At 44.6% G+C, this 18792-nt stretch carries 19 protein-coding genes; 16 read left to right on the forward strand and 3 right to left on the reverse strand.

Translation table 11 applies throughout. The annotated features are described in order from the left end of the window. Positions 1 to 195 precede the first annotated feature (195 nt). From VEJY3_RS19450 to VEJY3_RS19465, 4 genes are all read left to right on the forward strand, one after another. Positions 196 to 459, forward strand: a complete 264-nt coding sequence (locus tag VEJY3_RS19450) for a hypothetical protein (protein ID WP_014234132.1) — start codon at positions 196 to 198, stop codon at positions 457 to 459. Positions 460 to 623: 164 nt separating this feature from the next. After that, positions 624 to 2057, forward strand: coding sequence for an ATP-binding protein (locus tag VEJY3_RS19455; RefSeq protein WP_014234133.1), 1434 nt, complete (start codon positions 624 to 626; stop codon positions 2055 to 2057). Between the two features lie 45 nt (positions 2058 to 2102). Continuing rightward, on the forward strand, positions 2103 to 2777 hold the full coding sequence (locus VEJY3_RS19460; RefSeq protein WP_014234134.1) for a response regulator: 675 nt from the start codon (positions 2103 to 2105) through the stop codon (positions 2775 to 2777). A gap of 174 nt (positions 2778 to 2951) precedes the next feature. Further along, positions 2952 to 3512 (forward strand): DUF1439 domain-containing protein, encoded by a 561-nt coding sequence (locus tag VEJY3_RS19465; protein WP_014234135.1) that lies wholly within the window; start codon positions 2952 to 2954, stop codon positions 3510 to 3512. 65 nt (positions 3513 to 3577) lie between these two features. Here VEJY3_RS19465 and VEJY3_RS19470 read toward each other — a convergent pair whose 3' ends face one another. Further along, positions 3578 to 4012, reverse strand: a complete 435-nt coding sequence (locus tag VEJY3_RS19470) for a MarR family winged helix-turn-helix transcriptional regulator (protein WP_014234136.1) — start codon at positions 4010 to 4012, stop codon at positions 3578 to 3580. Between the two features lie 241 nt (positions 4013 to 4253). On the opposite strand from VEJY3_RS19470, the gene VEJY3_RS19475 reads away from it, so the two are divergent. The 6 genes from VEJY3_RS19475 to VEJY3_RS19500 all read left to right on the forward strand — a co-directional run bounded on the left by VEJY3_RS19475 (position 4254) and on the right by VEJY3_RS19500 (position 11888). Beyond that, positions 4254 to 5249 (forward strand): NADP-dependent oxidoreductase, encoded by a 996-nt coding sequence (locus tag VEJY3_RS19475; RefSeq protein ID WP_014234137.1) that lies wholly within the window; start codon positions 4254 to 4256, stop codon positions 5247 to 5249. A gap of 237 nt (positions 5250 to 5486) precedes the next feature. Then, positions 5487 to 6620 carry an exonuclease SbcCD subunit D gene (locus tag VEJY3_RS19480; RefSeq protein ID WP_014234138.1) on the forward strand — a complete coding sequence of 378 codons (1134 nt, stop codon included), beginning with the start codon at positions 5487 to 5489 and terminating at the stop codon, positions 6618 to 6620. 9 nt (positions 6621 to 6629) lie between these two features. After that, complete coding sequence (locus VEJY3_RS19485; RefSeq protein WP_014234139.1) at positions 6630 to 9686, forward strand: AAA family ATPase; 3057 nt, start codon at positions 6630 to 6632, stop codon at positions 9684 to 9686. 318 nt (positions 9687 to 10004) lie between these two features. Next, positions 10005 to 10583, forward strand: coding sequence for a DUF2589 domain-containing protein (locus VEJY3_RS19490; RefSeq protein WP_014234140.1), 579 nt, complete (start codon positions 10005 to 10007; stop codon positions 10581 to 10583). A 40-nt stretch (positions 10584 to 10623) separates the two neighbouring features. Beyond that, positions 10624 to 11319, forward strand: coding sequence for a hypothetical protein (locus tag VEJY3_RS19495; protein ID WP_014234141.1), 696 nt, complete (start codon positions 10624 to 10626; stop codon positions 11317 to 11319). A 2-nt stretch (positions 11320 to 11321) separates the two neighbouring features. After that, a complete protein-coding gene (locus tag VEJY3_RS19500; RefSeq protein ID WP_014234142.1) occupies positions 11322 to 11888 on the forward strand; it encodes a hypothetical protein in 567 nt (188 codons plus the stop codon). Positions 11889 to 11974: 86 nt separating this feature from the next. Here VEJY3_RS19500 and VEJY3_RS19505 read toward each other — a convergent pair whose 3' ends face one another. Beyond that, complete coding sequence (locus VEJY3_RS19505) at positions 11975 to 12379, reverse strand: helix-turn-helix domain-containing protein (RefSeq protein ID WP_041170400.1); 405 nt, start codon at positions 12377 to 12379, stop codon at positions 11975 to 11977. A gap of 130 nt (positions 12380 to 12509) precedes the next feature. On the opposite strand from VEJY3_RS19505, the gene VEJY3_RS19510 reads away from it, so the two are divergent. Then, on the forward strand, positions 12510 to 13361 hold the full coding sequence (locus VEJY3_RS19510) for an SDR family oxidoreductase (protein ID WP_014234144.1): 852 nt from the start codon (positions 12510 to 12512) through the stop codon (positions 13359 to 13361). A gap of 128 nt (positions 13362 to 13489) precedes the next feature. Here VEJY3_RS19510 and VEJY3_RS19515 read toward each other — a convergent pair whose 3' ends face one another. Continuing rightward, the gene (locus VEJY3_RS19515) at positions 13490 to 14404 is read right to left on the reverse strand and encodes a LysR substrate-binding domain-containing protein (protein ID WP_014234145.1); all 915 of its coding nucleotides are present in this window, start codon (positions 14402 to 14404) and stop codon (positions 13490 to 13492) included. A gap of 166 nt (positions 14405 to 14570) precedes the next feature. Between VEJY3_RS19515 and VEJY3_RS19520 the strand changes: the two genes are divergently transcribed. Genes VEJY3_RS19520 through VEJY3_RS26090 form a run of 5 tightly spaced genes read left to right on the forward strand, consistent with a single transcriptional unit; the run spans position 14571 to position 18783 of the window. Next, a complete protein-coding gene (locus tag VEJY3_RS19520) occupies positions 14571 to 15002 on the forward strand; it encodes a TRAP transporter small permease (protein ID WP_258164893.1) in 432 nt (143 codons plus the stop codon). A gap of 3 nt (positions 15003 to 15005) precedes the next feature. Next, the gene (locus VEJY3_RS19525; RefSeq protein ID WP_014234147.1) at positions 15006 to 16304 is read left to right on the forward strand and encodes a TRAP transporter large permease; all 1299 of its coding nucleotides are present in this window, start codon (positions 15006 to 15008) and stop codon (positions 16302 to 16304) included. Between the two features lie 12 nt (positions 16305 to 16316). After that, on the forward strand, positions 16317 to 17342 hold the full coding sequence (dctP, locus tag VEJY3_RS19530) for a TRAP transporter substrate-binding protein DctP (RefSeq protein ID WP_014234148.1): 1026 nt from the start codon (positions 16317 to 16319) through the stop codon (positions 17340 to 17342). A gap of 60 nt (positions 17343 to 17402) precedes the next feature. Next, a complete protein-coding gene (locus VEJY3_RS19535; RefSeq protein ID WP_014234149.1) occupies positions 17403 to 18500 on the forward strand; it encodes an FAD-binding oxidoreductase in 1098 nt (365 codons plus the stop codon). Continuing rightward, a complete protein-coding gene (locus tag VEJY3_RS26090; protein ID WP_065303551.1) occupies positions 18460 to 18783 on the forward strand; it encodes a (2Fe-2S)-binding protein in 324 nt (107 codons plus the stop codon). Before VEJY3_RS19535 ends, VEJY3_RS26090 begins: the two co-directional genes overlap by 41 nt. Positions 18784 to 18792: the final 9 nt, after the last annotated feature.

Genomic DNA, 18792 nt, shown 5'->3' on the forward strand with positions numbered 1-18792 from the left:
CTTTAAAGCGAGCTCAACTTTGAGTTCGCTCTTTTTCGTTTCACTGTTTCTGCAAATCAAAGCAGCCAATCTCCCTTGTCCCATTTATTTCGCATTACTCCATAATCTACTCACATTTTCTCGATACATTGAGCGTCGGTTTAATAGGGCAGTCGTACGCATAAATAGTATGAACTGACTAACTGGAGAGAAAACATGAAAAAATTTGTACTAGTCGCAACGACAATATTGATGACTTTCGGCTCATTGTCCGTATTCGCAGACGATAGACCAGCGCCTCCACCGAATGGCGACCGTCCAGAGCCGCCATCGTTTAGTGATATTGATACTAACGGTGATGGCGTTTTGACTAAGGACGAGCTTCGAGGTCCGTTCCTTGAAGACTTCGACAAGCTTGATGTTGATGGAAGTGGTTCGCTTACGGAAGATGAATTACCGACGCCGCCAGAGCCTCGATAAAAGTCGCTTCGTTAGTTTGACAAGCTAACAGCAGCAAGGTGAGTTACGTGATATCACACTCAGAAATGGTGACTTAAGATAGAATCGGTTATTGTGGAAGAGCATTAAGCGTTGTAACTCACCCATTGAACAAAAGTATTATCATCACATCCCGTAGGTCTACCGTGCGTATTTCTCTGTTTCAAAAGCTGTTTTCTGCGTTACTCCTAAGTAGTGCTCTGGTTATCGTGATCATGGCACTACAAATTAACGCCAGTTTTAAAGATGGATTTCAGCGGTATTTGAACCAGGAAGAAATAGCCAAAGTGGGATTAATGGCGGAACGCGCAAGCCAATATTATTCTCAATCAAAAGATTGGTCGCGGTTTGAAGATTCTCCCCATTGGTGGGAGGAATTTCTGATGTTGTCTGGTGAAATGCCGCCACCGAGAGACGACATGCTTCCGCCGGGAGATCGCCAACCATCGTTGCATGCAAAGCCCTTTAAAGACCCGATGATGGCACCATTGAGCGCTAGGTTAAATTTGTTAGATGCTGATGAAAGAGTGTTATTTGGTCATTATGCAAACCTGGATGTCAAAGAAGGGATGCATCTACACAAAGTAGAAATTCTCTTTGAAGGTAAAGTAGTCGGCTATATTTCGATCTTGCAAAGTGATTCTTTCAACAATCATTTAGCTGATCAATTCTTAAAGTCTCAAACCACGAACCTTATGATCATCAGTGTTGCTGCTATTTTCGTCAGTTTACTTTTTGCTGTTGTGTTTGTGCGTTATCTTTTGACGCCTTTGCGCGCGCTTCATCAAGGTGCTAATGCGGTACGAAATGGCAACCTCAGCTATCAGATTGAATACCACAGCAATGATGAAATTGCCGATGTAACTCAAGCATTTAATCACTTGGTCGACTCGCTGAAAACTCAAGAAGAGATGCGAGAACGCTGGCTGTCGGATATTTCTCATGAGTTGCGCACACCATTAGCAGTGCTCAGAGGGGAGCTTGAGGCGCTTCAGGATGGCATTCGTCGTCCTGAACCGGCCTATATTCAATCCCTCCACCAACAAGTACTTACGCTCACTCAGCTCGTGGAAGACTTACGCGCTTCTGCAAAAGCAGACATCACGGTTCGCTTGCAAACGGAGTCTGTGAACGTGAAAAGTGGCGTCGAAAATGTCTTGGTAAGCCATTTAAATCGCTTTGAGAAAAAGTCGCTGAGCCTGGATGTAGATTTTGCTATTGATGCAAACTTAAATATCCAAGCCGACAGACAAAAGCTGAGTCAGGTACTGAACAACTTATTGGAAAACAGCTTTCGCTATACAGACTCGGGAGGGCAGGTAAAAATCTATTTAGGGCAGGAACAAAGCTCAGTTTTGCTTGCCATAGAAGATAGCTCACCAGGTGTACCAAACGATGCACTGCCAAAACTTTGTGATCGACTTTATCGCGTGGATCAATCGCGTAGTCGAGCTTTTGGTGGTTCGGGACTTGGATTATCAATATGTAAAAGCATTATTCAGGCTCATAACGGTGACCTAAAACTGGAACATTCCAAACTGGGTGGCTTGAAAGTTTCTGTGCGTTTACCTATCGAATAGAGCCCGTTTTCCAGTTATACGTCTTTAGGATAAATAAGAAAAACCATGATACTAATTGTTGAAGATGAACCTTCATTGGCAAATGTTGTTTCCGACTATCTAATTCATAACGGATTCGAAACCCATATTATCGGTGACGGCAATCTTGTGATCGAATGGGTTAAGAAACACGACCCAGAATTGATTTTATTGGATCTGATGCTGCCGAATCGAAACGGGTTAAGTATCTATCGAGAGTTAAGAACCTTCAGCGATATACCAACCATTATGGCGACGGCGAAAGTCGAAGAGATAGATCGATTACTGGGTTTGGAACTCGGCGCCGATGATTATGTGTGTAAACCATACAGCCCACGCGAGCTGGTGGTACGCGTCCGCAACGTATTACGAAGATACAACGCTACCAATACACCAAAAGGCGACGACGAGGCTGCCCCAATGATTATTGATCAAAGCCAAATGAAAGTGTGGGTAGATGGTGAGTTGATCACGCTAACATCGGTGGAGTTTAAGTTGCTCTCTTATTTTCATCAGCATGAAGGGCAAGTGTTCAGCCGCGAGCAATTGATGAATAAAATCTATAACGATGAGCGGATAGTCACGGACCGTACGATTGATACACATATCAAGAACTTACGCAAAAAGATATTTGCCGTTAACTCTGAGTTGGACTGCATTAAGGCCGTGTATGGTGTGGGCTATCGTTTCGAGATTGCATAAACCTGGCTTAATCTAGGAGAAGGGTAAACTAACGTTGTCGATTCTTCGTGCAACGACGTTACGTTATCGTCAGGATTTGGTGAAATCCAATGGCTTGAGCCTGTTTAGACTGTTTCTATCTCAGGCCCGAGTATAAAATTTAATGGATTACATTGGATAAATAAGAGCTAACCATTGAAGACGAAAATAAAAGCAAAAATCTTTGCCTTATCCGCTGCGGCATTGCTGCTTAACGGGTGTGCCAGTTACAGCATCACTGAACGAGATATGAATCAATATCTCCAAGACAAAGCGACAATTAACCAATCCGTTGGGGTTGAAAATGTCATGTATGCACAAGTGTCAGTCGATGATCTAGAAGTAAAAATTGGCCGAGTAGACAATGACCGTATTTCGGTGTTTGCTAACACAACGGCGGATGTACAGTTTTTAACTCAACGAACGGTAGGCCTAGATCTCGACCTTGAATTTAGCGCGATTCCTAAATACGACCAAAAAACAGGTGAAGTGTTTCTGCAGTCACTTCGTCTGGAGAAGTTTGAAGACAAAAGCAATTTACTGACACCGGAAATTAGCAATCTTATTAAACCCGTTGTTTCGATGATCGGCTACGCACTGTCAAATCAACCAGTCTATAAGCTAGAAAGTGATAAAGTGCAGTCCATTCTTCTAAAGTCGGCAAGCCCTAATTTAGTTATCAAAAACAATCAATTAGTGATTGAGTTGTTTGATTAATCTCGCAAACTAGCATGATCTGCCGTGACCGGTCTAAGATAGACAGTGACGGCAGTAATCAACCTTTATTTGTCGACGCTCTTGCGCAAATTTGTGTCTAATTCGAGACACAGCACTCTCAACGCTTCAATACTTTCTGCCGTCATACTTGAGCGCGACTCTAGCTTTGCGGTCAATTCTTGCGCATCTTCCTGTAGCTGACTGCCTTTGGGTGTCAGTGAAATGACTTTCTTACGCTCATCTAACTCAGAAACTTTTCGGGTTAATAAACTCTTTGATTCCAATCGTTTAACAATAGGTGTCAACGTCCCTGAATCCAAATGAGTATCCTGAGAAAGTTCTTTCAAGCTCACGTTGTTTTTACACCAAAGTGAGTGCATCACAATGTACTGAGGGTAGGTAAGATCGTATTCGTCGAGCAAAGGACGGAAAGCACGTACCAACGAGTTGGTCGCCGTGTACAAAGCAAAACAAACGTTATCTGATAATTTCTCGGCCATAGATGAGTCCAATTTTGAGCAAGACGACAATATTAACAAATTCTGCGTCATTTAAAATCCATTGCGCACAAATTATTTTTGAGCAAAGTGGTTGCTTTACTCTCGAACTCAAGTTAACTTACTCGCAAATTGTTTGCGCGCAAACTAAATTGCGAGGCAATCAATCTGATTATCTAAGAGGTGATAACTGTTTATTACGAACGGTTAAACGCACATTGAAGCAAAAGTAAGAGAGAGCAATATGATCAGCCAACAAATCCATTTAGCATCACGCCCAGTAGGTATGCCAACAAAAGAAAACTTCAAATCTGTTGAAGTAGAGTTACCAGCAATTCAAGAAGGCGAAGTGTTAATTAAAAATACGTGGATGTCTGTTGACCCATACATGCGCGGTCGTATGTACGTGAGAGAGTCATACATTCCACCATTTGAAATTGACCAGGTTTTGGAAGGCGGGGCAATCGGAGAAGTTATCGAATCAAGAAATGAGAACTTCCCAGTAGGCTCAAAAGTCAGCAACATCAGTGGTTGGCGTACGACTTTTATCAGTGACGGCACCGATTTAACCTTGTTACCAGCAGTTGGTTTACCAGATCAACACTTCCTAGGTGTTATTGGTATGCCTGGTTTAACGGGTTGGGTAGGTCTGTTTAAAGTCGCTCAACTTAAGCCGACAGATACTGTTTTTGTTTCCGCAGCATCAGGCGCGGTAGGTAGCGTGGTTTGTCAGATTGCCAAACTGCATGGCTGTAAAGTGATTGGTTCAGTAGGCTCAGATGATAAAGCTGAAATGGTAAAAGCAATGGGTGCAGATGCGGTTATCAACTACAAAAAAGTTGATGACTTGACGCAGGCACTGCGCGAAGCTGCACCAGAAGGTATTGATGTGTACTTTGAAAACGTAGGTGGCGCGCATTTAGAAGCGGCGCTGGAAGTTATCAACCCATACGGTCGCATTCCGGTCTGTGGCATGATTGCAGACTACAATGCTGACAAGCCTCAACCGGGACCAAGCAACTTACTGCAAATCAACACCAAGAAGCTGACGATGCAAGGCTTCATCGTAATGGATTACTGGGATCTTGCTGGTGAGTTCGTTGAGCAAATGGGTCAGTGGATCAAAGAAGGCAAAGTGAAGTCTGAAGAGACCGTATACGAAGGGCTAGAAAACGCTGCTGAAGCGTTCATCGGTCTATTCGAAGGCAAAAACAAAGGTAAGATGCTGGTTAAAATTTAACTAGCTAAGTTACAACCACTGTCAACTCACAAAAGCCAGTCAGAAAATCTGACTGGCTTTTTTACATCCACTATTTTTGCTCGGGGCAATGGTTAGCCAGTTGTCGCGTTAATAGCACAAACTACATGAAAAGCTTACAAAGTCACGATATCCTAGCGGGACAATAAAGTAGCCTGTGCTCAGGTTCCGAAAGCCCCCATAGGCATACTAGAAAGTTATGGCAAAAAGTGAATTCGAATGAAGTTTATCCATACCTCAGATTGGCACCTAGGCCGACAGTTCCACAACGTTTCATTACTCGATGATCAGCAAGCGGTTCTCGAACAATTGATCTCCTACATTGAAGACAACCCAGTCGACGCAGTCGTCGTGGCGGGAGATGTGTATGACCGCTCTGTTCCGCCTACGGTTGCCATCGAACTTTTGAATCGTGTGGTAAAACGAATTTGTACTGATCTGAAAACACCGATGATTTTGATTTCTGGTAATCACGATGGTGCAGAGCGTTTGGGGTTTGGCTCTGAACAGATGAAAAACTCGGGTTTGCATATCATCAGTAACTTTGAAGATATGCTTTTGCCTGTTGTGATTACGACCAAAGCGGCTGGTGAGGTGGCACTTTACGGCATGCCTTATAACGATCCTGAGCAGGTCAGGTTTGCCTATAAAGAATCGGTTTCGACCCATGATGAAGCGCACAAACTGCTTGTTGAAAAAATTACGGAGCAGTTTCAACCGCAGCAAAGAAGAGTGCTTATCAGCCACTGTTTCGTAGATGGGGCGATTGAGTCTGACTCGGAACGCCCGCTTTCTATTGGTGGTTCTGATCGTGTAAGCCATGAGCACTTCCTGGATTTCGACTATGTCGCACTTGGCCATTTACATCAGCCGCAGAAGAAGGGTGAAGAATACATTCGTTACTCTGGCTCTTTGATGAAATACAGTTTTGGTGAACAGAACCAAAAGAAAGGTTTCACGCTGGTGGAAATCAACGAGAGTGGTTTTGCGTCTGCTGAGCATATTGAGCTGATCGCCCCGCATGAGATGCGAATTATTGAAGGTGATTTAGAACAGGTCATCGAGAAAGGAAAAACGGACCCGAAAAGCGAGGACTATTTACTCGTTCGTCTGATGGATAAACATGCCATTTTAAATCCGATGGAAAAACTTCGTGCGGTCTACCCAAATGTTTTGCACCTAGAGAAACCTGGCATGTTGATCGGGGTTGAACAGGAGATGGCACAAGCCAAACTTGCTCGCAGTGAAATCGATATGTTCCGCGACTTCTTTAGTGAAGCGCAGGACAGTCAGTTGTCGCAAGAACAAGAGCGAGCCGTCAACGATATTATCAAGCAATTATCTCAGCTGTAAGGACCCCAAATGAAGCCTATCAAACTCACAATGCAAGCTTTTGGTCCATTCGCAAAAACGGAAACCATCGATTTCGAGAAGCTTGGTAATAACCCGCTATTTTTAATTAATGGACCAACGGGGTCAGGTAAAACGTCGATTCTCGATGCGATTTGTTTCGCGCTTTATGGTGAAACTACAGGCAATGAACGTCAGGGTATTCAGATGCGGTGTGATTTGGCCACTGCCGATCTGCCAACCGAAGTTACTCTGGATTTTTCACTGCACGGAAAGGTATACCGAGTTACTCGTTCCCCGGAACAAGAAGCGCCGAAGGCTCGTGGTGATGGTATGACCGTGAAAAAGCACACGGCTTCTCTGTATGAGCTGGGTGATAGCGAAAAACTCATTACCAGCAAAACCACGCAAGTTAAGACCGAAATTACCAATATTATTGGCTTAACAGAAACACAGTTTCGCCAAGTGATGGTACTTCCTCAAGGGAAGTTTCGCGAGTTACTTCTGGCAAGCTCTAAAGAGCGCGAAGAGATTTTCGGCCAGCTGTTCCAGACAGACATTTATAAAAAAATTGAGTATGCGCTCAAAGATAAAGCGAGCGCGATCAGTAAAGCGAAGAATGAGTTTGATAACCAGATTCGCGGCGCTTTGCAGGTTGCAGGAGTGAGCTCAGAAGAGGAATTGATTCAGCAGAAAGAATCCGTTTCAGAACAACTGGAACAAGAGAAAAAGAGTGAGCAAGCTTGTCTGGAAAAGCTCAACACCATTAAGTCCGAGTTACAAAAAGCGCAGGCATTGTCTGCTGAGTTTACTCGCCGTGAACAAGCTGAGGCATCGCTGAAGTTACATTTAAACAATTCAGAAGCAATAGACGCGCGTCAGCAACGATTAGAGAAAGCGAAAAGCGCGAGCAAAATCGAGTTACAGTATGTTGCTGTACAGAACGCTAAGACGCAATCACAAGAGTTAACCCAGAAGATTAGTTCACTTAGCCATAACTTAACTGAAGCAACGAACGTGGCGGAAGGAAAAGAAGCTGAGCTCAAAACCGCGAAGCAGAATGTTGAACAAGTGCCTCAATTGACGCAATTGCAGTTTAACCTCGAAGGAATGAAAGAAAAGCTGATTGAAAAAGTGGGCTTGGAAGCAAAAATCGCCAACGGGTTACAAGAGAAACAGCAATTTGAAACAAAACTGCAGCAATACATCGCTTTAAAAGAAAAACTGACGCAAGAAGCACAGCAGGGGCAAAAAACGCTTGATCAAGCCCGTGTTGATGTCGCGTTAGTGGTCAGTGTCGACGCTGAAATTAAGCAAAAGCAACGCCTTTTACAAGATGTTCAAAAACTGTCTGGTTTGAGGCAAGAGCTTGCTAAGCATGATGCTTTGACCTCCAGCAAGCAACAAAACCTTGAGCAAGCTAAACAGGCCTATGTCTCGGCACAACAGTCAGCTGATCGCCTGGAACTAAAATGGCACAACGCGCAAGCGGCAGTTTTAGCCCAAAGGCTGCAAGTAGGGGAAGCGTGTCCGGTTTGTGGTAGTTGTGAGCATCCTCATCCTGCACAATTTAGTGAAGAAGAGGTGACAAAAGAGCAAGTTCAAACGGCTCGTGCTCAAGAGCGTGCTGCGCAAACGTCATACAACCAGCTTAGTAACCAACTGGAGCAACACTATGTTGTTGCTCGACAATATCAAAAGCAACTGGATGATCTCTCAGAAGAGCTTGGTGAACACGCTACGACTGAAGCGGTACAAATTCAGGCAGAACTTCAATCCGCTCATGAAAAATTACAGCGTTTGACAGCCATTGATATCGCTCAGTTAGAGAAAAACGTCGAGCAGCTTAACCAGCGCTGCGTTGTTGGCGAAACAAAGATCAATGAACTGCAAAATCAAATGGCGGCGAATGAATCAACAATCAAGGCAAATCAAGATCAGCTCAGTAAACTGTTGGCAAACATAGACCCGAAATATGGCTCGGTAGAAGTTTTAGAACAGGAAATTACTCAAACCAAAGAGCAGATTCAGCGCCTTAATAACAATCTGGAAAGTGCACAGTCGCAGCTTCAACAAGCGATGTTAGCCAAGTCGAATATTGAAAGTCAGCTAACCACCAACAAGCAGTGGTTAGTGGAGTCGGAGCTAAAACTCAACGAGGCAAATTCGAACTGGCAAAAAGCGCTGGGCGAAAGCCGTTTTGAGGATGAAGAAAATTATCTTCAAAGCAAAGCGACAGAACAAGATCTGCAATCGTGGCAGCAAGAAATCGATCAATTTAAGCAAACTCAAATCAAGCTTGAGCAAACACTTAGTGATCTTAAACTAGCATTACAAGATATTGAAAAACCCGACATTGAAGCTATTAATGCCAACTTAAACATTCAACAGCAACACTATGTTGAATCGAGAAACAAGCTTGATTCTGTCAGGTCAATTTTTGAACGGATGGAAAAAGTGCGCAGTGATATAGCGAGTTTGCATGACAAGAACAGCAAGCTAGAAGATGAGTACAAAGTCTTTGGTACGCTTTACGATGTGGCGAGTGGTAAAACAGGCAGTCGTATCAGTTTACATCGTTTTGTACTCGGTGTTCTTTTAGACGATGTCTTAATCCAATCCTCGCAACGATTAAGTTTGATGAGTAAGGGCAGATACATTCTGGCACGTAAGACAGAAGGGTTTAAGGGCGCTGCAGGCCGAGGACTTGATCTCGTCGTTGAAGATGGCTACACCGGTAAAATGCGAGACGTTGCGACGCTGTCTGGTGGAGAGTCTTTCATGGCTGCACTGGCTTTAGCGCTTGGTTTGTCTGACGTGGTGCAGTCATACAGCGGTGGTATTCGCTTGGATACACTGTTCATTGACGAAGGTTTCGGTAGCCTGGATCCTGAATCTTTGGATCTTGCCATTCAGACCTTAGTCGACCTCCAGCAAACAGGCCGCATGATCGGTGTAATTTCTCACGTCTCGGAACTTAAAGAACAGATGGCGCAACGCATTGATGTGGAGCCGTCTCGTGTTGGTTCAACTGTTTCGGTTAAGTCTCAAATGGCTTTAGCTGACTAATTACTGTATCAATCCAATCTACAAGTGCTTTGCTGCTAACATAGTCAACAAGCAGCAAGGCACCTATTCTCCACACCTCGTTCCATAATTTTTCGTTAGCTAACGCGAGAATTCAGTGATGGTTAATTAGTGCAGCCAAGAAGTATAAGCAATATTAACCAGTTAGAATTCTGCTTGATAAAAATATTAATAAAATATATGCAAATGGTTGTGTCACGCATAATCTGGAACTATATATTATACGTGTTTCATAGCACGTATCTTCCCGATTAAGTAGTCAGATTCGGGTTCATATTTCGCCTGAAAAGGAGCGTAATTATGGCCATCGGCGACGAACTATCCAGCATAGATTTTGAATCTATGATCGGCGGTCCACTCAATGCAGTGGTTCGCGCGCAAGCTCAATCAGCACAAACATCCGTAGACTTTATCAAGTCTGTCGGCTTTGAAGCTGAGAGTAATGAACCAACGATGATCACCTTCAGTTATATGAAGGCGATTGAAGTCAAGAACGAACAGGGTGAAGTCACAGGCACAGAGCCTAAAAAGTACGATCTTACCGTCCCTATCTTAACGATGTTACCTATTCCATTTATTCGCGTGGAAGAAACAACGATTGCATTTAACGCCAAAATTAATTCAGTCCAGCAATCAACGACATCTTCTTCACATGACCTTAATACCAAGCTATCAGTAAAAGCGGGTTGGGGGCCTGTATCGGCCAAGCTTAGTGCGAGTTACTCTTATAAGAAATCCACATCTAGCTCATCAAAAATTGAACGAACTTACAGTATGTCCGTGAATGTTCGTGCCGTTCAAGATGAATTGCCCGCAGGCACAGAGAAGTTGCTCGGTATTCTTGAAAACTCCATCACAGAGGTTGAGTCACAGGCTTAAAGCAGTCTATGACGAGTTCGATAACAAATAGGGAGGTTGTATGTCTGAGTTAAGTGAAGTCTTGGGTGCGCTGATGATCAGTCTGGTCCATGCGCGCAGGCTTGCCGATGAGGAAACGGCTGCGGTTGCCGAATATTATAAGGATCATCCTCTGCTTGAAGGAATGAGTCTCCCGCGAGTGCGGGTTCCGGAGCTAACCATTGATATGCCGTTAACCATCGACAAACAGATCCCTGCGAAAGTTGCAGAGCTCGACAGCCCGCGTGTTTTACACCAAGCGCTGATGGCTCAGCTAACCAAGTCACTAGACGACGAAGACATACTTAGCCGAACTAAAACCTTCCAAAACAACTTCGATAAAGAGCTCAAACTCGCTCTGGAAAATATAGCCGAGCGTCAACGCAGTGGTGACGTTCGGATTACCAAAGAAAGCCTGGTGCGCGCGGTTGATGACGCATTTCAAAAAGCACTCAAAAAGACAAGCTCTACGCAGGAGATTCCTTTTGACAGGCTTGAATCAGTGAGCAAGCAATTACGTCATCGCATAGCAGCTATCGCGTTAAAATCTCAATCTATCCCAATCACATTAAAGACCAGCGTGGTCAGTTCTGAAGTCAAAGAAAGCGCGACGCCACTCAATGCGATTCGCTTAAACATCACTATACGTGAAGAGGGTCTGGAGTGGGCAACGAGCATTGAAAATGGACGAACCAAAAGCAAGCTTATGCCGGAGTGAGTATGGAGTCGGTACTGAAAGAAACCATCATCGCAAGGCTAATGCTGTTACCACAACTGAGTGATAAATACCTCGCGCAAGACCCTAGCTATGTAATGGATGTCGCCCTCTGGCTAAAGCAAACCGAGCAAAAACTTGAGCCGCTACGCTGTCCGCTTGTTTCGACTCTTGCATCATTACGCGGATTGTTAGAAGCCTGCGACGATGGTTATCAAGACGATAGGATAATGAATTCAAGCAGGAGTAAGCGCAAAGGGAAGCGCGCGTTGGCTGCGTCATTGTTAACTCGAGCTGATACGATTCTTAACGCGGAGTTGCAACGTATAGACAGTAACTTTGCAGAAGTGAATGAGAAATTGGCGCAGCTTATTGCCTTGGTATTTGCAAATCAGCCTTTGCCTATCGTGCAAAATATTACCTCTGCATACCTAAACTCAATCTGGAAAACACTTGGTGAGCATCAGGAAACCAAATCCATGTACTTATACTTGCAAGCGCGTATCAGCGCGACCGACAGGCGTTACCTACTAAGTCATTTGCTAATCAACATGATCCGCGAAACCGATTAGAGCTTTAATACGTGAAATGTACTCCTGCCAGGCTTACGAAATGGAGCCTTGCTGTGAGTGAGCTTATCGGTTCTATTGTAAAACCACTAGTTATTGGCTTTAGCCTCATCATATTGTTGTTGCGCGTTCAAAATGTCACCCAGATTAGATTCAATCCAGTCGACCAATTGTTCGACTTTGTGGGCGACCTCCGTTCCTTTGTCTGTCAGACAATATTCCACGTGAGGCGGCACGACTGGATGCGCGGTACGTAATACAAATCCATCAGCCTCTAATGCTTGCAAGGTTTGGGAAAGCATTTTTTCGCTGACACCTGTGATTTTTTTTCTAAGTTCACTGAATCGATGTGTTCCACCGAGTAATGCAAACAAGACAAGTACGCCCCAACGACTGGTCACATCTTGCAATATACTGCGAGAAGGGCATTCCTTCGCGAGTACATTTCCTCGGCTAAATTTTTCCGATAGCAAATTACCCATAGTTTCGCTCATATATTCGATAACCTTTATTGGAATTGTCAAAATAATTCATACTTACCAAAAAGTACGTACTTACCAAAAGTAAGTTAGTGTGGCAGATTATACATAAACAAGCTCTTCATTAACAGACGAGGAAAGTACAATGATTGCAGTTACAGGCGCTACTGGCCAATTGGGCCAATTGGTCATCAAACATTTATTGAACAAAGTTGAGCCTCAGCAAATAGTCGCTCTAGTTCGAAACATAGAAAAAGCAGCATCACTGACATCTTTGGGCGTCCAGGTTCGTCAGGCCGATTACTCAAAACCTGAGACTTTAGAATCTGCTTTAGACGGCGTGGCCAAATTACTATTGATCTCGTCGAGCGAGGTAGGTCAGCGAGCTACTCAACACAAAAATGTTATTGATGCTGCGAAGAAAGCGGGCGTAGAGCTACTTGCATACACCAGTCTTTTGCATGCTGACACTTCGCCACTTGCTTTAGCTGAAGAACACGTAGTGACAGAAGCGTATTTAAAACAAGCTGAAGTCCCTCATGTGCTTTTACGCAATGGCTGGTATACAGAGAACTACTTAGCTAGCGTTGCACCAGCACTGGCCAATGGTGGCTTTATTGGGTGTGCTCAAGATGGAAAAATTAGCTCTGCGGCTCGCGAAGATTATGCCGAAGCAGCGGCAGCGGTGTTGACCAGTGAAGCTGAGCAAAGTGGTAAAGTATATGAGCTGTCCGGGGATGAAGCTTATATCTTGAGCGAACTTAGCGCGTTAATCAGCAAGAAGTCAGGAAAGGCGATTCCTTACATTAATATGGAAGAAGCGGATTTTGAAAAAGCATTAGAAGGTGCAGGGCTTCCGGCACCATTTGCCGCTGTGTTAGCTAACTCTGATACTGGTGCATCTCAAGACGCGTTGTACGACGATAGTAAAACGCTCAGCGCGTTGATTGGTCATCCAACCAAGTCATTAGAACAATTGATCTCTGATTACATTTAATAAATTCAAAAAACATAAATAAGGTCGCGCTAGCTCAGACATACGCGACCTTAAAAACAAAGTTCCTTTACGCTTAGTAATAGTATCTATGCTCAATTGCTATTTGCCTTGTTACTTCTCCCAAATCATTACATCGATACAAACTTATCGACACCCAGTCGTATGTTTTCTGCAAATACTTTTGCGAGTTGAGACATTGGCTTATGAGCTGGTGTTAGTATCGCGTGGTCAAATATCACCGAAGGTGCAAACGGTCGAAACACAATATCACCATGGCCGGACTTGTATAGCTTGTAACTGGCGGCGCTAATTGGGTCACATATGCAGGCACACAGCTTCTGCTCAACAAATTCGAGTCCTGAAATGTAGTTTTGCAGCTCAAACCTTGGATGGTATGTAGCACCATGCTCCTCGAACAGCATTCGAATATGTTCGCTCACTGAGTGACGACCATAGAGGGCTGCGAGAGGGAAGTTATCCAGATCGGTAGGGATAATCGTATCTTTTTGTGCAAGAGGATGATCTTTATGGATCGCGCAGACACCTTCCAGGTGAATCGGTTCTACGTGAAAAGAGTCGCGATCTTTTGGTAGTTCTGAATAGCCAATATCGTACTGCTGGGAGGCGACCCAGTCTTGTACCATTGTTGAACTTCTCATCATCATCGATACCTCTACCTCTGGTCTGCCTTTAACAAACTCTGCAATCAAATGAGGCATAAAAAAGAGTGCGGCTGCGGGCATGCAAGCGATACGCAGTTTACCCCTGGTGAGGTTTTTTACTTCCGCCATCAATTGTGTGGAGCGCGATAATCGTTCTAGTATCGCGTCTGTCTCTTCCAGTAAAAAATACGCCTCTGGGTTTGGTATCAATCTCCCTTTATGTCGCTCAAACAGAGCAAACCCAAGTTCCTTCTCAAGACTCACCAGCATGGCACTGATCGCAGGTTGTGTGCGGCACAGTGTTTTTGCTGCCACAGTCACCGATCCTGAGCGCATTACGGTACGGAATGTTTCTAACTGTTTGATCGAAATATTGCTCATGCGTCCCTATAAGAAAAATTTATGACTTTAGAGAAATTTTAAATTTGTTTTTATTGATTGTCACCATTAAATTAACGATACATTTACAAATACAACAAAAGGGAAATGTGCTGTGGAGCAAAAATTTAGATATCTACTGACTTGCCTGATTGCATCTGTTGCATTGATGCAATTTATACAGGTGGTCACGCGATACGTCTTTGAGGTTCCTATCATGGGCCTGGAGGAGTCAATGGTTATCCCCACTGTTTGGCTCTATATGCTTGGTGCGGTGAATGCTTCTAGGGAAGATACGCAAATCCGTGCAAATGTATTGGAGATATTTATAAAGACGGAGCGCGGACACACCATCCTTGCCCTGATTAGTGAGACGATCAGTTTTGTCATTTCAGCTTGGTTAACCTATTGGGCGTGGGATTACGCAAAGTACGCATGGCGAGTCTGGAAAGAGAGTCCAACGCTTTATATACCAACTTTCTATCATGAGATCTCTGTTTTCATCGGACTGATCTTTATCACTCTCTTTATAGCAATACACATCGGTAAGTTGATTCGTCAACTTAAACAGTCTCCATCCTACACTGTGAGTAAGGTTTAAATTATGGTTGAAGTAGCTCTATTAGCAGTGTCGGTTTTAGTCGTATTGCTAACATTTGGCGTGCCATTACCGTTTTGTTTTGGCGGGGCATTAATGGTGATGAGCTTTGTCGGCGATATGTCGATGAAGGGAAATATGATGTGGGGAGCAGGACAATTAATGAATCCGGTTCTGCTTGCAATACCACTGTTTGTGTTAGCTGGCACGATTATGAGTAGGAGCGGAATAGCTGCTAGTTTGCTCGGCTTCGTTAACGTATTTGTTGGCCATATTCGAGGTGGTTTGGGCATTGTGGCCTCCGTAAGCTGCGCAATCATTGGCGCAATCTCGGGCAGCGGTTTAACTGGTGTGGCTGCAATTGGGCCTTTGCTGATTCCTGAAATGGAAAAGCGTGGCTACCCAAGAGCGTACGCCACGGCACTGATTGCAAATTCATCTATCTTGGGACTTTTGATCCCACCTAGCGTAACAATGATTGTTTACGGTTGGGTGACGGATACATCTATTCTGGCGTGTTTCTTGGCAACGTTAGGCCCTGGCTTACTGGTGACGTTTAACTTTGCTGTGATTAACCTTTTTATGGCACGTAAGTTCCCGTTGGTTCTGGACGACAAACCAACCGTGTCAGAGATCTTTAAGCAGGCCTCAAGCAAAACCTTTAATGCGATTCCTGCACTGTTGATGCCAGTGATTATTTTAGGCGGCATTTACGGCGGTATTATGACGCCGACTGAGGCAGCAGCGGTAGCGGTTATCTATGCCGTACCCGTTGGTTTTATGATCTACAAAGGGTTGAGTTGGAAAACGCTGCTTGAATCTGGAAAAGAATCGGCGACGGCAGTGGGTTCAATTATGTTTATGATTCTATTCAGCCTGATCCTAAGCCAGATGTTTGTTGTTGAAGATATTCCTCAGCAGCTGGTAGAAGCTATCTTCGGCATCACTGACAACAAAGCGCTGCTTCTTATATTCATCAATATTTTGCTCTTTTTAGTCGGCATGGTGGTTAACGATCTAACCGCGATTATTCTTATCGCGCCACTGTTATTGCCACTAATGACGGCGATTGGCATCAGCCCGATTCAATTTGCGGCCATTATGGGCGTGAACACCGCGATGGGGGGCGTAACTCCGCCGTACGCATCGATTCTTTACCTAGGCGCTCGTATCGGTAACGTCAAGTTTTCCGAGGTTGTCGGCCCTGCAATGCTATTGATTTTACTAGGTTATCTGCCAGTCGTGATACTGACTTCATTCTGGTCTGATTTATCTCTGTACCTACCTAATGTGTTTGGTTATTAAAAGGAAATTAACATGACAAAAACAAGTAAGTTTGCACCATCAAAAGTACTGAAAAAATGCACTGTGATTGCGTCGTTAGTTGCTGCTTCATTAGCAGCGATACCATCTCAGGCAACAACGCTAAAAATCAGTCACGTTCGTCCACAAGGTACGGTTGTCGATAACGATATCAAGCAGCTAAGCAGCGATTTAGAAACTGCAACCGACGGTGATGTAAAACTGAGAATATACGCTGCAAACGCTTTGGGAGATTACACGTTAGTTCAGGAACGTATCTCTGTAGGTGCTGTCGACATGGCGTTGCAGCCAGCAGCCACATCAACAGACAGAAGAATGCAACTTGGCGTGTTGCCGTTTCTAGCTAATAACTGGGAAGAAGCGAAGAACATTTATGGTTCCGGTTCTCCTGTTCGTGTAGCCATGGAAGAGTTGTTTGAACAACAAGATATTACCTTGCTTGCCGCTTACCCAGTTTACTTCGGGGGCATCTCGTTAAACCGTGACGCGATAGACGCGGGCGATCCAGATGCAGCGAAAGGGATCAAGCTGCGTGTACCACCAGTTAAGAGCTTCCAACTACTGGCAGATAATGTGGGTTATATAGGTTCACCCCTTCCATTTTCTGAAGCGTTTACGGCAGTGCAAACGGGCGTAGTAGACGGTGTAATTGGTTCTGGTGCTGAAGGTTATTACGCTTCATTCCGTGATGTGACGAAAACGTACATTCCTTTGAATACGCATTTTGAACTTTGGTACTTATTGATTAATTCTGAGCGCCTTGCAGACCTTGATGATAACGAACAGCAAGCTCTTAAAGCGGCGTCCGAGAAATTTGAATCTCGTCGTTGGGATGCTGCTCAAATCGATCAGAAAGAGAATGAGCAAAGACTTGTTGAAGCGGGTGCAACCATTGTTGAAATGACACCGGCACAGCTAAGCAAAACCGCTGAAAAAGTACGAGCGACAGTTTGGCCACAAATCATTAATGATATGGGCTCTGAGTGGAGCCAACCAATCCTGGACAAAGCGCTGAACTAAGCGAAACGCAAATTTAAGGGGGCAAACCTGCCCCCAAACTATCAGTCTGAAGAGAATGTTATGAAACCGGAATACATTGTTGTCGGTGGCGGTGTTGTGGGCTGCGCAGTGGCTTACGGGCTGCTAAAAGCTGGCCATAAAGTTACCGTTTTGGACGGTGGAGACAGCGCACATCGGGCATCACGTGGAAACTTTGGCTTGGTGTGGCTTTCCAGTAAAGGGTTAGATGCACCGCACTATGCAGCGTGGACTCGCCGTTCTGTTAACTTGTGGAGAGGGTTGGCTGATGAGCTAGAAAAAGCGACGGGTGAAGACCTCAACCTAAAGCAACAGGGCGGATACGACTTTCATTTTTGTGAGAAAGAGATGGCGGCCAAAGCAAAACAATATGAAGCTTTAAGAAAAGCGTTAGGTACCGACCATCCTTATGAGGTTTGGAACAGAGAGCAACTACTTAAAGAAGATCCGCATATCGGTCCGGATGTGATTGGGGCAATCTATGGCCAAGAAGACGGTCATGTTAATCCGTTAAAGTTACTCAAGGCATACATCAAAGCGATACAGGATCTCGGTGCGAATTTGATCACGGGTGTTAACGTAACTGATGTAAACAAAGACAGTCGCGGTAAATTTCAGGTCACGCTTGAAGATGGTACCCAGTATATAGGCGATAAAGTCATCCTTTCTGCAGGATTAGGTACTGCGAAACTTGGTCCTAAACTCGGGTTTATTGCGCCTATATCACCACAGAAAGGTCAGGTTCTGATCACTGAGAAGCTTGCTCCAACCTTGAAGCGACCTTCAGGGATTATTCGTCAGGTCGACGAGGGCGGCATTCAAATCGGCGACTCTAAAGAGAACGCGGGCTTTGATGACAGTGACACACTCGAAATGACGGCTGCCATTGCAGAGCGTGCTATTGCTGTGTATCCATTCTTGGCGAAAACCAAACTGGTCCGTAGCTGGGGAGCCATCCGGATTATCTCGCCTGACGGTTTGCCTATTTATCAGCAATCTAAAACCAATTCAGGGGCCTACCTGATTAGTTGCCACAGTGGCATTACGTTGGCCGCGGTCCATTCGTATTTACTACCTCATTGGCTAGAGCAGACGGCTGATGCACCAAATTTGGAGTTGTTCAGTGAAGACAGATTCTAAGTTTCAACGGATTTCAAACTCCGGTACACGACCTCGAATAGTTCGATTTTATTGGGAAGGCAAAGAATATTCTGCCTGCGAAGGGGACACGATAGCTGTGGCACTTTTAGCTGCTGATGTGAACCACACTCGCGAGACGCCACAATCAGGCTCACCACGCGCACCGTTCTGCATGATGGGTAGCTGTTTTGAATGTCGTGTAGTCGTTAACGGTGAACAGAATGTGCAAGCCTGCATGAATTTGATTGAAGACGGCATGACGATTAGCCGCCAAAGAACTTAAAAGGAGAAA

The organism is Vibrio sp. EJY3, from assembly GCF_000241385.1.
GTDB lineage: Bacteria > Pseudomonadota > Gammaproteobacteria > Enterobacterales > Vibrionaceae > Vibrio > Vibrio natriegens.